The organism is Saccharothrix sp. NBAS 001, from assembly GCF_056640475.1.
This window is the reverse complement of sequence record NZ_CM153251.1, coordinates 8,631,536-8,644,845: the sequence shown is the minus strand read 5'-3', so window position 1 is coordinate 8,644,845 and position 13,310 is coordinate 8,631,536. Positions and strand designations below refer to the sequence as shown.

General features: G+C 73.2%; 19 protein-coding genes. 8 read left to right on the top strand and 11 right to left on the bottom strand.

The genetic code is table 11. The features are described 5' to 3' along the window. Positions 1-329 precede the first annotated feature (329 nt). From AC0HI0_RS38475 to AC0HI0_RS38445, 7 genes are all read right to left on the bottom strand, one after another. A complete protein-coding gene (locus tag AC0HI0_RS38475) occupies positions 330-1,181 on the bottom strand; it encodes a GNAT family N-acetyltransferase (protein ID WP_480928382.1) in 852 nt (283 codons plus the stop codon). A gap of 64 nt (positions 1,182-1,245) precedes the next feature. Further along, positions 1,246-2,640, bottom strand: coding sequence for an ATP-binding protein (locus AC0HI0_RS38470; RefSeq protein WP_480928381.1), 1,395 nt, complete (start codon positions 2,638-2,640; stop codon positions 1,246-1,248). Beyond that, positions 2,637-3,326, bottom strand: a complete 690-nt coding sequence (locus AC0HI0_RS38465) for a response regulator transcription factor (protein WP_041311805.1) — start codon at positions 3,324-3,326, stop codon at positions 2,637-2,639. The genes AC0HI0_RS38470 and AC0HI0_RS38465 overlap by 4 nt, the downstream gene beginning before the upstream one ends. Before the next feature lie 52 nt (positions 3,327-3,378). Then, entirely contained in the window at positions 3,379-3,987 is a 609-nt protein-coding gene (locus tag AC0HI0_RS38460) for a trimeric intracellular cation channel family protein (protein ID WP_480928380.1), read from the bottom strand. A gap of 54 nt (positions 3,988-4,041) precedes the next feature. Further along, positions 4,042-5,175, bottom strand: a complete 1,134-nt coding sequence (locus tag AC0HI0_RS38455) for a GNAT family N-acetyltransferase (protein ID WP_480928379.1) — start codon at positions 5,173-5,175, stop codon at positions 4,042-4,044. A 10-nt stretch (positions 5,176-5,185) separates the two neighbouring features. Further along, positions 5,186-6,010 (bottom strand): 3-hydroxyacyl-CoA dehydrogenase family protein, encoded by an 825-nt coding sequence (locus AC0HI0_RS38450; protein ID WP_480928378.1) that lies wholly within the window; start codon positions 6,008-6,010, stop codon positions 5,186-5,188. Continuing rightward, entirely contained in the window at positions 6,007-6,327 is a 321-nt protein-coding gene (locus AC0HI0_RS38445) for an EthD family reductase (RefSeq protein ID WP_480928377.1), read from the bottom strand. The genes AC0HI0_RS38450 and AC0HI0_RS38445 overlap by 4 nt, the downstream gene beginning before the upstream one ends. Before the next feature lie 55 nt (positions 6,328-6,382). On the opposite strand from AC0HI0_RS38445, the gene AC0HI0_RS38440 reads away from it, so the two are divergent. Further along, entirely contained in the window at positions 6,383-7,027 is a 645-nt protein-coding gene (locus tag AC0HI0_RS38440) for a histidine phosphatase family protein (protein ID WP_480928376.1), read from the top strand. Positions 7,028-7,121: 94 nt separating this feature from the next. Here the strand turns inward: AC0HI0_RS38440 and AC0HI0_RS38435 are convergent, their stop codons facing one another. Next, positions 7,122-7,367: a type B 50S ribosomal protein L31 gene (locus AC0HI0_RS38435; protein ID WP_480928375.1), complete on the bottom strand. Its 246-nt coding sequence runs from the start codon at positions 7,365-7,367 to the stop codon at positions 7,122-7,124. Further along, on the bottom strand, positions 7,364-8,416 hold the full coding sequence (mrf, locus tag AC0HI0_RS38430) for a ribosome hibernation factor-recruiting GTPase MRF (RefSeq protein WP_480928374.1): 1,053 nt from the start codon (positions 8,414-8,416) through the stop codon (positions 7,364-7,366). Before mrf ends, AC0HI0_RS38435 begins: the two co-directional genes overlap by 4 nt. 49 nt (positions 8,417-8,465) lie before the next feature. On the opposite strand from mrf, the gene rpmB reads away from it, so the two are divergent. From rpmB to rpsR, 4 genes are read left to right on the top strand one after another with little or no spacing between them, the layout of a single operon-like run. Next, positions 8,466-8,705, top strand: coding sequence for a 50S ribosomal protein L28 (gene rpmB / locus AC0HI0_RS38425; protein WP_480928373.1), 240 nt, complete (start codon positions 8,466-8,468; stop codon positions 8,703-8,705). Then, a complete protein-coding gene (gene rpmG, locus AC0HI0_RS38420) occupies positions 8,705-8,872 on the top strand; it encodes a 50S ribosomal protein L33 (protein WP_480928372.1) in 168 nt (55 codons plus the stop codon). Before rpmB ends, rpmG begins: the two co-directional genes overlap by 1 nt. Continuing rightward, complete coding sequence (gene rpsN / locus AC0HI0_RS38415) at positions 8,872-9,168, top strand: 30S ribosomal protein S14 (RefSeq protein ID WP_480928371.1); 297 nt, start codon at positions 8,872-8,874, stop codon at positions 9,166-9,168. The genes rpmG and rpsN overlap by 1 nt, the downstream gene beginning before the upstream one ends. Positions 9,169-9,177: 9 nt before the next feature. Continuing rightward, entirely contained in the window at positions 9,178-9,411 is a 234-nt protein-coding gene (gene rpsR, locus AC0HI0_RS38410) for a 30S ribosomal protein S18 (protein ID WP_480928370.1), read from the top strand. On the opposite strand, the gene AC0HI0_RS38405 is transcribed toward rpsR, so the two are convergent. Then, positions 9,359-9,682: a hypothetical protein gene (locus AC0HI0_RS38405; protein WP_480928369.1), complete on the bottom strand. Its 324-nt coding sequence runs from the start codon at positions 9,680-9,682 to the stop codon at positions 9,359-9,361. The two genes, rpsR and AC0HI0_RS38405, sit on opposite strands and share 53 nt — an antisense overlap. Before the next feature lie 84 nt (positions 9,683-9,766). On the opposite strand from AC0HI0_RS38405, the gene bluB reads away from it, so the two are divergent. Both bluB and AC0HI0_RS38395 read left to right on the top strand, forming a co-directional pair. Next, a complete protein-coding gene (gene bluB, locus AC0HI0_RS38400; protein ID WP_480928368.1) occupies positions 9,767-10,399 on the top strand; it encodes a 5,6-dimethylbenzimidazole synthase in 633 nt (210 codons plus the stop codon). Between the two features lie 101 nt (positions 10,400-10,500). After that, positions 10,501-11,967, top strand: coding sequence for a GGDEF domain-containing protein (locus AC0HI0_RS38395; protein ID WP_480928367.1), 1,467 nt, complete (start codon positions 10,501-10,503; stop codon positions 11,965-11,967). A 266-nt stretch (positions 11,968-12,233) separates the two neighbouring features. On the opposite strand, the gene AC0HI0_RS38390 is transcribed toward AC0HI0_RS38395, so the two are convergent. Beyond that, complete coding sequence (locus AC0HI0_RS38390; protein WP_480934485.1) at positions 12,234-12,827, bottom strand: response regulator; 594 nt, start codon at positions 12,825-12,827, stop codon at positions 12,234-12,236. Here AC0HI0_RS38390 and AC0HI0_RS38385 point away from each other — a divergent pair. After that, a complete protein-coding gene (locus AC0HI0_RS38385; protein ID WP_480934562.1) occupies positions 12,735-13,265 on the top strand; it encodes a hypothetical protein in 531 nt (176 codons plus the stop codon). The two genes, AC0HI0_RS38390 and AC0HI0_RS38385, sit on opposite strands and share 93 nt — an antisense overlap. The last annotated feature ends 45 nt before the right edge of the window (positions 13,266-13,310 follow it).

Sequence of the window (13,310 nt, the reverse complement as noted above, 5' to 3'; positions counted from 1 at the left end):
CAGGGTACGGGCCCGCAGGTGCGGCTGTTCGTCCATCGCGGACTCCGGGAGGCGCGGTCGGCGAACCGGCCGCGCCGCCCGATCCGCCGACTGGTCATGACCGCAAGCCTGACCGACCAAACCCGACGAAGTCAACACAGTCGAACAGAACCGATCGGTCGGGGTCGCACGACGGTACCGATCGTGAACAGCGTGACCATCCGCACTTCAGCGTCTTTCACAGCAGCCGCGCAGGTTCGGCGCAGCAGCGTCGGAGCCGTGACCACGGGCGCGTTTCGGGGCACCTGCTGTTCGACTTTGTTGGATACGCGGCACCTACGCGAACCCGGTCAGCGCCCGGCGAACCCCAACTCGACCTGGGCCTCCACCTCCTGGAAGCCGAGACGTCGGTAGAGGGCGTTCGAGGTCGGGTTGGTCTGGTCGGTGTTGAGCACCACCTGCTCGGCACCGGCCCCGGTCGCCCACCGGACCGCCGCCGCCGTGGCCGCCGACCCGTACCCGCGACCGCGCGCACCCGGCGGCGTGTAGACCACGGAGATCCGGCTCACCCCGGACGCCGGGACCCGGACCACCGCGACCGACACCGGTTCGCCGCCCACCTCCCACAGCACGAACCCGTACCCGAGGTCGAGCCACTCGGCGACGTCGGCGCGCAGCTGCTCTGCGGTGCGGCCCGGCCAGGAACCCGTGTCCCGCGCGAACCCCTGCCAGTACCCGGTGAGCAGCTCCAGGTCGCCGGAATCCGCGACCCGCGAGCGGCCGGGCACGGCCGTCGGCGGCACGAGTTCGCCGAGCCGGTAGTACAGCAGCTCGTAGTTCGTCCGGACCGACGCGCCGGTCACCCGCGCCCACTCGGCGGCGAACGCCTCGGCGAGCGGGCGCGTGCCGGTCACCCCGCCGAGCCCGGGGTCCTCGGCGTGCCACCGGGACGCGAACCCCGGGACGTGCTCCGGCGGGACGGCCCCGATGTGCACCGGCCGGTCGTGGTTGCGGAACGCGGCACCGACCACCGCCCCGGCCGCGTCGTGCAGCGTGCAGAGCCGGGCGACCCGGTCGACCGCCTTCGCCCGCTCGCCCACCAGGTAGGCGAGGGCGAAGCTGTGGCGCACCGGGTCGGCCCGGTAGAGCGGGCCCGCCAGCCGCCAGAAATCGTCGAAGTCGTCGTGGAAAGTCCCTTGCATGGCAGGCAATCCTGCCGGCGGCCGACCTGCGGGGCGACCGGTTCGGCCGAGCCCGTCCGGGCGGTCAGGGGCGGCCGAGGTCGGGCCGCCCGGGCAGCCGCAGGGTGAACAGCGCGCCGCCCTCGGGGGCCCGGCCCGCGTAGGCCGCGCCGCCGTGCCGCTCGGCGGCCTGCTTGACGATCGCCAGGCCCAGCCCCGAACCGGGCAGGGTGCGCGCCTCCGACGACCGGTAGAACCGCTCGAAGACGTGCGGCAGGTCGTCGTCGGCGATGCCGGGCCCGGAATCCGCTACCTCCAGCGCCACGCTGCCGTCGCCGACCTGCTTGAGCTCCAGCCGCACCACGCCGCCGTTCGGGCTGAACTTCACCGCGTTGTCCAGCAGGTTGAGCACCGCGCGCTCCAGCGCGCTGGAGTCGCCGAGCAGCGACCACGGCTGCAACCGCACGTCGAACCGCACGTCGGCGGGTGCCCGGCGGCGGGCCCGGTCCAGCGCCCGCTCCACGACCTCGACCAGGTCCACCGGCTCGTGCACGACCTGCGGCGCGTCCTCGCGGGCCAGTTCCACCAGGTCGCCGATCAGCGTGGTCAGCTCGTCGAGCTGGGCCCGCACGTCGGCGTTGATCTCCGCCTTGTCCTCGTCGGACAGCGTCGGCAGGTCCGGCCGCTCGGAGGCCAGCAGCAGCTCCAGGTTGGTGCGCATGGAGGTCAGCGGGGTGCGCAGCTCGTGGCCGGCGTCGGCGACCAGCCTGCGCTGGCGCTCCTGCGAGTCCGCCACCGCGACCAGCATCGCGTTGAACCGCTGGGTGAGCCGGGCCAGCTCGTCGTCACCGGTCACCGGGATCGGCCGCAGGTCGCCGGTCAGCGCCACCCGCTCGGTGGCCTCGGTCAGCCGCTGCACGGGCCGCAGGCCGGTGCGCGCGACCGCCGTGCCCGCCGCCGCGGCGACCAGCACGCCGATGCCGCTGATCACGAACAGCACCACGGACAGCTTGCCCAGGGTGGTGTCCAGCGGCTTCATCGACTGGGCGATCACCATCGCCCGGCCGTCCTCGTAGGGCACCGAGATCACCCGGAACCCGCTGCGCGTGTCGTTCCACAGGTTCTCGGTCTTCTGGCCGCGCGCCACCTCCAGGTCGCCCGAGGACGACGGCGGCGCGACGGTGCCCTTGGGGTAGAGCATCTGGCCCTCGTTGGTGAGCAGGCCGATCCGCACGTCGCCGGCGGCCAGGAACGCGCCCGGGATCTCGGTGACGTCGGTGTTCACCCTGGGCGCGTTCACCGCGGCGTCCGCGCGCTGGCGCAGGCCGAGGTTGAGCTGCTCGTCGAGGTTGCTGCTGACGGTCATGTACGCGCCCAGCGACACCACGCCCACCACCCCGGCGACGCAGAACGCCGCCAGGAGGGTGACCCGGGCCCGAAGGGAGACGCGCTGGAACCGCCCGTTGGCGGTGTTGATCACGGAGGGGTCTCCCGCAGCACGTAGCCGACGCCCCGGACGGTGTGCAGCAGCCGGGGCTCGCCCTCGGCCTCGGTCTTGCGGCGCAGGTAGCCCACGTAGACCTCCAGCGCGTTGCCGGAGGTCGGGAAGTCGTAGCCCCACACGTCCTCCAGGATCCGGCCCCGGGTCAGCACCTGCTTGGGGTGCGCCAGGAACAGCTCCAGCAGGGCGAACTCGGTGCGGGTCAGGCTGATCGGCCGCTCGCCCCGGCGGACGTCGCGGGTGCCGGGGTCAAGCTCCAGGTCGGCGAACCGGAGCACCGCGCCGGCGGGCTCCTCGGCGTCGCTCACGGCCCGCCGCAGCAGCGCGCGCAACCGGGCCAGCAGCTCCTCCAGCGCGAACGGCTTGGGCAGGTAGTCGTCCGCCCCGGCGTCCAACCCGGACACCCGGTCGGAGACCGCGTCGCGCGCGGTGAGCACCAGGATGGGCAGGTCGTCGCCGGTGCTGCGCAGCCGGCGGCACACCTCCAGCCCGTCCAGCCGGGGCATCATCACGTCGAGCACCATGGCGTCGGGACGTTGCGAGACGACCGATTCGAGGGCCTGCTGGCCGTCGCCGGCCAGATCCACCTGGTAGCCGTTGAACTGCAGTGAGCGGCGAAGCGACTCACGCACGGCCCGGTCGTCGTCGACAACGAGGATGCGCATGGGGATCAGTGTTGCTCCTGGTCCTGAGAGCCGCCTGAGAAGGCGGTGTGAGCTAGCCGTCAAGTTTCCGGGCGATCGGGGCGTTCCACTTCCGCCACAGTGCCAGTATCCGCACGCCCGCGATCAGCACCGAGCCGGTCAGCGTCACGAGCCCTTCGGGGAACCCCAGCCAGTTACCCACCGCGACGATCATCGCGCCGCCCAGCGCCGCCACCGCGTAGATCTCCCGGCGCAGCACCAGCGGGATCTCCCGCAGCAGCACGTCGCGCAGCGCGCCGCCGCCGATCCCGGTGGTCATGCCGACCAGGCAGGCGGCGTACGGGGGCGCGCCCAGGGCGAGCGCGGTGGACGTGCCGGCGGTCACGAACACGCCGAGCCCGACCGCGTCCAAGAGCAACACGGCCCGGCGAAGTTTCGACACCGTCGGGTGAAACCAGAAGACGACCAGCCCGGTGCCCGCCGCGACCGCCAGGTACGGCCAGTTCACCAGCGCCGCCGGCGGGTGCACGCCGAGCAGCACGTCCCTCATGGTGCCGCCGCCCAGCGCCGTGGTCAGCGCGAGCACGATCACGCCGAACAGGTCCAGCCGGGCGCGCACCGCCGCCAGCGCACCGGACGCGGCGAACGCGGCGATGCCGATCAGGTCGAGGACGGTCAGCACGGCCGGTCCGGCCGCGACGGGTGCGGAACACCGGCGGAGGTCACGGCAGGCAGGCTAGAAGAAATCCGCCAGCCGGGGCACGCCCGGCGCGCCGGTCAGCCGGTCGAGGAGCGCGGCGTCACCGTCGAGCAGGCCGGCGCGGCGCAGCGCGTGGCTGTCCTGCATCCCGCTGAACCAGGGCCCGAGCGCCCGCGCGTGCAGCCGGACCGCGCCGGTCCCGCCCGGCTCGACGCGCACCGCCCCGTCCTCCACGACCAGCCGCTGCCGGCCCGCGTGCCACGGGGCGTGCTCGTCCACCACGTCCAGGTCGACGGCGGCGGGCTTGAGCCACCGGGCGGCGGGCCAGCCGCGCGCGGCCACGGCGGCGGGCAGGTCGACCACCCGCAGCAGCCACACGGAGGTGTTGGTGGTGAACCGGATGCCCTGGTTGGTGAGCAGCCCGGTGACCGCCGGGTCGACCACCCGCAGCGAGAGCCGGTCCAGCAGCCCGCCCCAGGACGCGAGACCGCCCAGCAGGCCCAGCTGGGTCGGCGCGTCCCGGCCGATCAGGTCGAGCACCCGCAGGCCCTCGCGGTCGCGCTCGGCGGTCAGGTAGCCGCGCACCTCGCCGTCGTGGCCGGGGACGACCGACGCGATGTCCAGCCCGCGCACGTCGGCCGGGTCGATCGCGGGCGCCGACCGGTCCAGCAGGCCGTTCACCGTGGCCGCCACGTCGTTGTAGCAGGCGTGCAGGCCGGCCAGGTCGTCGTCGCGGACCGGGCGCACGTCGAGCTTCGGACCGGTGGTCAGCCGGTCGAGGGTGAAGTCCACCCACTCGAACACGCCGGCCCGCTCCCAGCCGCGCGACCGGTAGAGCGCGGGAACCGTGGCGTAGAGCACGGACAGCGGCTGCCCGTGGGCGCGCAGGTCGGCCAGGGTCCGGTCGAGCAGGCCGGTGGCCACGCCCCGGCCGCGCGCGTACGGGTCGACGGCGACGCCGCCGACGCCGCCCATGGGCACCGGCAGGCCGCCGTAGTACTGGTGGAACTCGCTGATGGCCAGCGCCCCGGCCGGGCGGCCGTCGAGTTCCGCGACGAGCCCGCGCCGGCCGGGCCGCAGCGGGTCGCCCTCGGGCGTGCGGCCGAACGCCACCTTTCGCAGCGCGCGGACGTCGTCGGCGTCGTGGTCGGTCTGCTCCCTGATCAGCACGACGTCCTGCTTACCAGGTGAAGAAGCCCTGCCCGGTCTTGCGGCCGAGTTCGCCCCGGGCGACCTTGGCCCGCAGCAGCGCGGGCGGCTCGAAGCGCGGGCCGAGTTCGGCGGCCAGGTGCTCGGCGATGGCCAGCCGCACGTCCAGGCCGACCAGGTCGGTGAGCCGCAGCGGGCCCATCGGCCAGCCGTAGCCCAGGCGCATCCCGGTGTCGATGTCCTCGGCGGAGGCGACGCCCTCGTCGAGCATCCGGATGGCCTCCATGCCCACCGCGACGCCCAGCCGCGAGGTGGCGAAGCCGGGCGCGTCCCGGACCTCGATCACGGTCTTGCCCAGCTGCTCGGCCCAGGTCCGGGCCTTGGCCAGGACGGCGGGGTCGAGCCGGTCGTGGTGCACGAGTTCGACCAGCTTCTGCACCGGGACGGGGTTGAAGAAGTGCATGCCGACCACCCGCTCGGCGGGCAGGCCGGCAGCGAGTTCGGAGATCGACAGGGAGGAGGTGTTGGACGCCAGCACGGCGTCCGGGCAAGCGCTTGCGGCGGCGGCCAGCACCCGGCGCTTGAGGTCGACGTCCTCGGGCACGGCCTCGACCACCAGCTCGGCGGGCACGTCGGCGAGCTGCTCCACCACGGTCAGCGCGCGCAGCAGCTCGGCCGGGTCCCGGTCGAGCTTGCCCCGCTCGACCGCGACCGCGAGCGACTTGGCCACGGCGTCGCGCGCGGCGGCGGCCCGCTGCGCGCCGGACTCGGCCAGCACCACCTCGTGCCCGCCCGCGAGCAGCAGGTGCGCGATCCCCGCGCCCATCGTGCCGCCGCCGATCACCACCGCGATCATCCCTCGACGACCTCCGCCGCGAACATGGCGACCAGGTCCAGGCCGCCGATCTCGTTGAGGTTCGCGCCCGCGGCCTGCCACTCCGGGGAGGCGAAGGCGGCTTTGAGGGCCTGCTCGGACTCGAAGTACATCTCGGCCACCAGGTGCGGCTCGTGCTCGCCGAGGAAGCCCGGCACGAACACCCGGCCGACCTTGGCCACCTCGGCCCGCAGCAGGCCGGGGGTCTTGGCGACGATCGGCAGGTGGGAGGCGAAGTACGCCTCGTCGAACGCGTCGGCGTCCTCGGGTTTCCGGTACAGCGCGATGTACTTGATCATGTGACACCTTCCGTCCGGTTTCGCCGCCGGACTGTAACACCGGCACGATGGCGGGGTGCGGATCATCCTGCTGCGCCACGGGCAGAGCCTGGGCAACATCGACGAACTCGCGTACTGCCGGGTACCCGACCACGCCCTCCCCCTCACCCCTCGCGGCGAACAAGAGGCGGCCGAAGCCGGCCCCCGGGTGAAAGCCCTGCTCGGCGACCGCCCGGTGGCCGTCTACGTGAGTCCTTACGTGCGGACGCGGGCCACGTTGAAGGGCCTGGCGCTGGGTGGGCAGGCGGAGCGGGTGGTCGCCGAGCCCCGCCTGCGCGAGCAGGACTGGGGCAACCTCCAGGACCCGGTGCAGCAGGAGGTGCTCAAGCACCAGCGGCACGCGTTCGGCCACTTCTTCTTCCGGCTGCCCAACGGCGAGTCGGGGGCCGACGTGGACGACCGGCTCGCCGGCTTCCTGGTCGATTTGGAGTCCCGGATGGCCCACGACGGCCACCCGTCCACAGCCCTGGTGGTGTCGCACGGCCTGACGATCCGGCTGCTGTGCCGGCGGTTGTTCGGGTGGAGCATCGAGCTGTTCGAGTCGCTGTCCAACCTGGAGACCTGCGAGCACCGCGTGCTCACCCACGACGGCACCCGCTGGCGCCTGGACCGGCCGTTCGACCAGTGGCGCGACTCCCCGGACGGCGACACCCAGACCTGACCTGCCCAGACCTGACCTGCCCAGACCCGAACTGCCCTGACCCGGCCGGCCCGGCCCCGACCGGACTCGACCGGCCGGGGCCCGACCGCCTGGTTCAGCGCTTGCCGTAGCGCCGGTGGAACTTCTCGACGCGGCCGGCCGTGTCCACGACCCGGCGGTCCCCGGTCCAGAACGGGTGCGAGTCGGCCGTCACGTCCACCGCGATCAGCGGGTAGGTGTTGCCGTCCGACCACGCCACGGTCCGTTCGGAGGTCGCGGTCGACCGGGTCAGGAACGACCGCCCGGTGGACGCGTCCTGGAACACCACCGGGTGGTAGTCGGGGTGGATGCCGTGCTTCACAGTTCCTCCATCTCGTGCCACTGGGCGAACGGGTCGGCGAAGTCCAGTTCGTCCGCCAGGGTCAACTCCTCGTCGGTCACCAGCGCGGCGCGCAACCGGGACACGATCTCGTCGGGGGACGCGCGGTGGGTGATCACGACCAACTCCTGCGAGCGGTCGCCGAAGCGCGGGTGCCAGTCGACGGCGGCGGACGCGCGCCGCTCACCGTCCACATCGGACCAGTCGGCCGACGCCGCGAGCCACGGGCCGGCCGCGCCGACGTGCAGCCCGCCGCCGGCGGATTCCAACCATAGGGCCGAATCCGGTTGGCTCACCACCCAAATACGGCCGCGCGCCCGCACCACGCCGTCGAGCAGCACGTCCACCGCGTCGTGCAGGCGCATCGGGTGGAACGGCCGCCGCGCGACGAAGTGCACCAGCGCCACCCCGCCCACCGCCTCCAGCGGCGGCTGCCCGCGCAGCAGCGGCCCGAACGCCCGGTCGTGCCGGCGGACGGCCGGCGGCAGGTCCCGGCCGACCGACGACACCCTCGGCACGCCGGGGGAAAGCCGGTCCAGCACCGCTTCCACGACGGGGTCGCGCGGCCCGCGCAGCACCAGCAGGTCTGCGAACTCGGCGCGCCCCACGACGACCTGCGCCACGGTCCGCCCGTCGTCGGGCAGGCCGATCCCGCGCTCGCCGACCGTCTCGTCGCCGGAGACGTCGGCCAGCCAGGTCGCGGTGTCGACGGCGGTCACCACGCACTCGACCCGGATCCCGTGCGGCGCGAGCGCCAGGCACACCGCCTCCGGCTCCAGCGCCGGGTCGAGGTCCACGACCACCCGCCCGGTCAGGGTCCGCAGCAGCGGCACTAGGTCGAGCCGCAGCGTGCACGACACGCACCCGTGGGCGAGTTCCAGCACGGCCAGGGTCCCGTCGACCCACCGCCGCACGACGCCTTGCCCCAGGTCACGCAGGTCGTGGCGGACCAGCACGGCCCCCGGCGACGCGCGCCACAGCTCCTCGGCGACGCCCTGCCCACCCGCCACCAGAACGACAACGGTTTCCATGTGGGTTACAGTAGATGAAAACGGTTGTCGTTTCAAAAAGGAGGTACCCGTGTCCGCACGCCACTGCCGGCTGACCGGGCGCGAGCCCGGCTTCGGCAAGCGCGTCTCGCACTCGAACCGCCGCACGCCCCGGCGCTGGCTGCCCAACACCCAGCGCCGCCGCTACTGGCTGCCGAGCGAGCGCCGATTCGTGGTCCTGACGCTGTCCACCAAGGCGATCAGGACCGTCGACCGCCGGGGTGTCGAATCCGTCGTCGCCGAGCTGCGCGCCCGGGGGGAGGAGGTCTGATGGGCAAGGCGAACGACGTCCGCCCGGTGATCAAGCTGCGGTCCACCGCGGGCACCGGCTTCACCTACGTGACCCGCAAGAACCGCCGCAACGACCCGGACCGCCTGGTGCTGCGCAAGTTCGACCCCGTAATCCGCCGGCACGTCGACTTCCGCGAGGAGCGCTGATGGCCAAGAAGTCCAAGGTCGCCAAGGACCGGCGACGCCGCGAGGTGGTCGCCCGGTACGCCGAGCGCCGGGCCGTGCTCAAGGAGACCGTCCGCACCGACCCGGACAACCGCGCCGACGCCCAGCGCGCGCTGCGACGCCTGCCGCGCGACGCGAGCCCGACCCGCCTGCGCAACCGGGACGCCGTGGACGGACGGCCGCGCGGCTACTTCCGCGCGTTCGGGCTCTCGCGCCTGAGGCTGCGGGAACTCGCGCACCGGGGCGAACTGCCCGGCGTCCGCAAGTCGAGCTGGTAGGAGGTGCGCGTGCCCAGACCCGAACGCCCGCCCAAGCGCCGGGCGAACCTCCTGCACAAGGCGGGTGTGACCACTGTGGACTGGAAGGACGTCGCGCTGCTGCGCGAGTTCGTCTCCGACCGCGGCAAGATCCGCTCCCGCCGCGTCACCGGGTTGACGCCGCGGCAGCAGCGCGAGGTCGCCACCGCGATCAAGAACGCACGGGAGATGGCGCTGCTGCCCTACCCCGCGCAAGCCCGCTGAGCGAGGCGGTGCCGGCCGCCGCCAGCACCGCCAGCGCGGGCCAGTCCAGCACGAGGTAACCCTGCGAGGACACCACGAAGCTGGCGTACAGGCCCCAGCACTGCACGACCGTGAGCGCTGCGCCCAGCGGTGTCGTCACCAGCGACACGGCCAGCACCACGAGGGTGAGCAGGGCGAGCGCCACCAGCGGCCAGTGACCGGACACGACGGTCGCGGCCACCCCCGCGGCGAAACCCGACGCGGATCCGGCTGCGGTTCCGATCCTCGGCATGGCGGACCATTCAACGCCCGGTTGAGACGGACGCCACCGCACAACGGCGGAGTTCACCGGATCGCGTGAGGCACGATCGTCCGAATGAGCTTCTACGACGTGCTGCACCGCCGCCGGGACACCAGGGGCGAGTTCACCGGCGCCCCGATCCCGGCGGACGTGCTGCACCGGGTGCTCGCCGCCGCGCACGCGGCCCCGAGCGTGGGCCTGTCCCAGCCGTGGGACTTCATCGTCGTGCGCGACGAGCACACCCGCCGCGCGTTCCGCGACCACGTGCTGGCCGAGCGCAGCGTGTTCGCCTCCGAACTGGACGCCGAGCGCGCCGGCACGTTCGCCCGGATCAAGGTGGAGGGCATCCTCGAATCCACCCTGGGTGTGGTCGTCACCTACGACCCGGAGCGCGGCGCGCCCGCCGTGCTGGGCCGGCACGCCATCGCCGACGCGGGCCTGTACTCGGTGTGCCTGGCGATCGAGAACCTCTGGCTGGCGGCCACCGCCGAGGGGCTGGGCGTGGGCTGGGTCAGCTTCTACCGCGAGGACGCCCTGCGCCGCCTGCTGGACATCCCGGCCCCGGTGCGCCCGGTGGCGTGGCTGTGCGTGGGGCCGGTCGAGGCCCTCCCGGACACCCCCGACCTGGAGCGGCACGGCTGGCGCAATCGGATCCCGCTCGAAGACGTGCTGCACCAGGAGCGGTACACGCGGCGCCCGTCCCGGTAGCCTGTGAAGGCCGTGCCGCTGGCGGGCGGGCCCGCGTACCCGTCCCGCCGAGTCGGAATGGAGTGTCAGCACGAGTGGAGCAGCGAGATCCGCTGGTAGCGGTGCCCCGACCGGACCTTGAGGTCAAGGCGTTGTTGAACGCCGGCCGCCTGGCGGAGGCGAACGCGCTGTTCGACCAGGTGGTGAGCCGGACCCCGCCCGGCGGGGACCGCTGGGTGCGCTCGGCGGTGCTGGTCGACCGGGCGAAGCTGGCCTGGCGGCTGGGCCGCATCCCGCTGGCGCTGGAACTGGCCGCCGAGGGCTGGACCGACCTCGACGCCGAGCACGCCGACAGCGCGGCCGCCGCGCAGGCCATGCACGCGCTGGCCTACCTGCTGGAGGGCATCGGCAACCGGCGGGCGGCGGTGGACATGCTGCGGCTGTCGGTCCAGGTCGCCCGGCGGGCGGACGTCCCCGAGGTGCTCGGCCACTGCCTGCAGGGGCTGGGCGGCACGCTGAACTTCCGCGCGATCTCCTCGCCGCCGGACCTCGCGCCGGGCATCTTCGCCGAGGCCCGCGACCACCTGCGGGAGGGCTTGGAGCTGGCCCGCGACCCGCGGATGCGGCTGGCGCTGATGGGCGCGTACAGCCGGTCGCTGGCCGGCGTCGGCGACCTGGCCGCCGCCGAGCGGGCCGCGACCGAGACGCTGCACCAGGCCACCGAGGCGGACGACAAGTGGGCCATCGCGGTGGCGGACTGGGTGCTCGCGGTGGTCCGCCGGGACCAGGGCGACCTGGTCGAGGCGCGCACCCTGGCCAGCCGCGCGGTGGCCGCCGCCGAGGCGATCAACGACACGTCGCTGCTGCTGCGGTTCTCGCTGGACCTGGCCGACATCTGCGCCCGGATGAACGACCCGGTGGGCGAGTCGACGGCGCTGCGCTGCTCGGTCGCCGCCGGCCAGACCGCCACCGAGACCCTGCAGGAAGGACTCGCGCAGGCGTTGGAGCAGCGCCGGGTCGCGGTGCAGGCGCAGCGGATGGCGGTGGCGGCGCAGGAGGCCGCCGCGCGCGACCCGTTGACGGGCCTGGCGAACCGGCTCGGCCTGGAGCGGGCGGCGGCGGGCCTGCTGGAGAGCACCGCCGCGCGCGGCCGGGTGCCGTGGCTGGTGCTGGTCGACGTGGACTGGTTCAAGGGCGTCAACGACGACGCCGGGCACGCGGCGGGCGACGCGGCGCTGCGCGAGATCGCCCAGCTGCTGCGCCGGGAGTGCCGGGCGGACGACCTGGTGGCGCGGTGGGCGGGCGACGAGTTCGTGGTGCTGCTCGGCGACGCCGGGGGCGGCGCGCACGACGTCGGCCCGACCGTGGCCGAGCGGATCCGCGCGGCCGTGGACGGGCACGACTGGACCATGGTGCTGGGCACGATCCGCCGGCCGACGGTGAGCATCGGCGTGGCGGCCGGCCCGGCCAAGCTGGACCAGCTCTTCGCCGCCGCCGACATGGCGCTCTACCGGGCCAAGCGGCACGGCCGCAACCGGGTCGAGGTCGAGCCGGCCGTGGAGATCCCGGAAATCGTCAGCGGCGGCTGACCTCGACCCGAAAACGACCACCGTCCGTGGTCGCGAACCCGTGACGGCGGGGAGCCACGAATGCGACCACGTTCCATAACGGCGAAATAGTTGCGGCGAGTAACCGAAATCCGAAGAACCGCCGCAACCCGACGACTTTCCGAAATACTTTCAGGTTCACCTCGTGGACATTGTCCCACCGAGGACCGACATTCCGATCGAAGCGCCCCCGGGGCTCATCGTCCCACGAGGTACCGACAATTCCCGGGAGCGCTCCGACCGACGACTCAGGCGATCAAACCGCCCCGGAACGCGACCAGCGCCGCCTGGACCCGGTTGACCGCACCGATCTTGCCCAGCACCGAGGACACGTAACCCTTCACGGTGGCCTCGGACAGGTGCAGCGTGCCGCCGATCTCGGCGTTGGACATGCCCTGTCCGATGAGGACGAGCACCTCGCGCTCACGCTCGGACAGCGACGCCAGCAGCCGCCGGGCGGGCTCCGCCGCCCGCTCGCCGTCCGCCACCGCCGCCAGCACCCGTGCCGCCACGCCGGGGTCCAGCACGGCCCCGCCGACGGCCAGGTCGCGCACCGCGCGCACCAGCTGTTCCGGCTCGGTGTCCTTCAACAGGAAGCCCGACGCGCCCAGCCGCAGCGCCTCGGACACGTATTCGTCCACGTCGAACGTGGTGAGCATGGCGATCTTCGGCGGGTCCGGTATGGCGCGCAACCTGCGCAGCGCCATCAACCCGTCCGAGGAACGCATCCGGATGTCGAGCAGCACGACGTGCGGGCGGTGCTGGCGGGCCAAGTCGGCCACCAGGTGCCCGTCGTCGCATTCGGCCACCACTTCGATGTCGCCGGTGCTGCTGAGGATCATGCGAAGGCCGGACCGGACGAGGTCTTCGTCGTCGGCCAGCATCACCTTGATCACGACGCCTCCCCGCGTTGGCGTTTCGTGTTCGTACCCGCCCAGCATCGCGCACGAACACGCAAGCTGACGTTAATTCACCGTTATCTCACCATGGAACAGCTCCGGAACAGCCTGTTCACAGTTGCCAGGAAATACCGGCAGCGGGTGGTGGACCCGCGCAACTTCCTGGCGCGTATGCGGCATCAGGGCGCAGGGCTTGTCGTCCGGACAGGGCTCGGCGCGCTGGTCGTCGCGGCCCAAGCCGGCCATCGGCGGGATGCCGTACTGGGCGCGGTCGTTTGCGTTCACGTTCGGCGCGCGCGTTCACCGGTGAACGTGAACGGGCGGACCTGGCGGCACGGTCGCGGACCGATCGGCACAGCCGCGGATGGACAGGACGGGTGATCGAACCGGCCTGGTTCGGCGGCGGTGCGTCACCGATCCGGGACA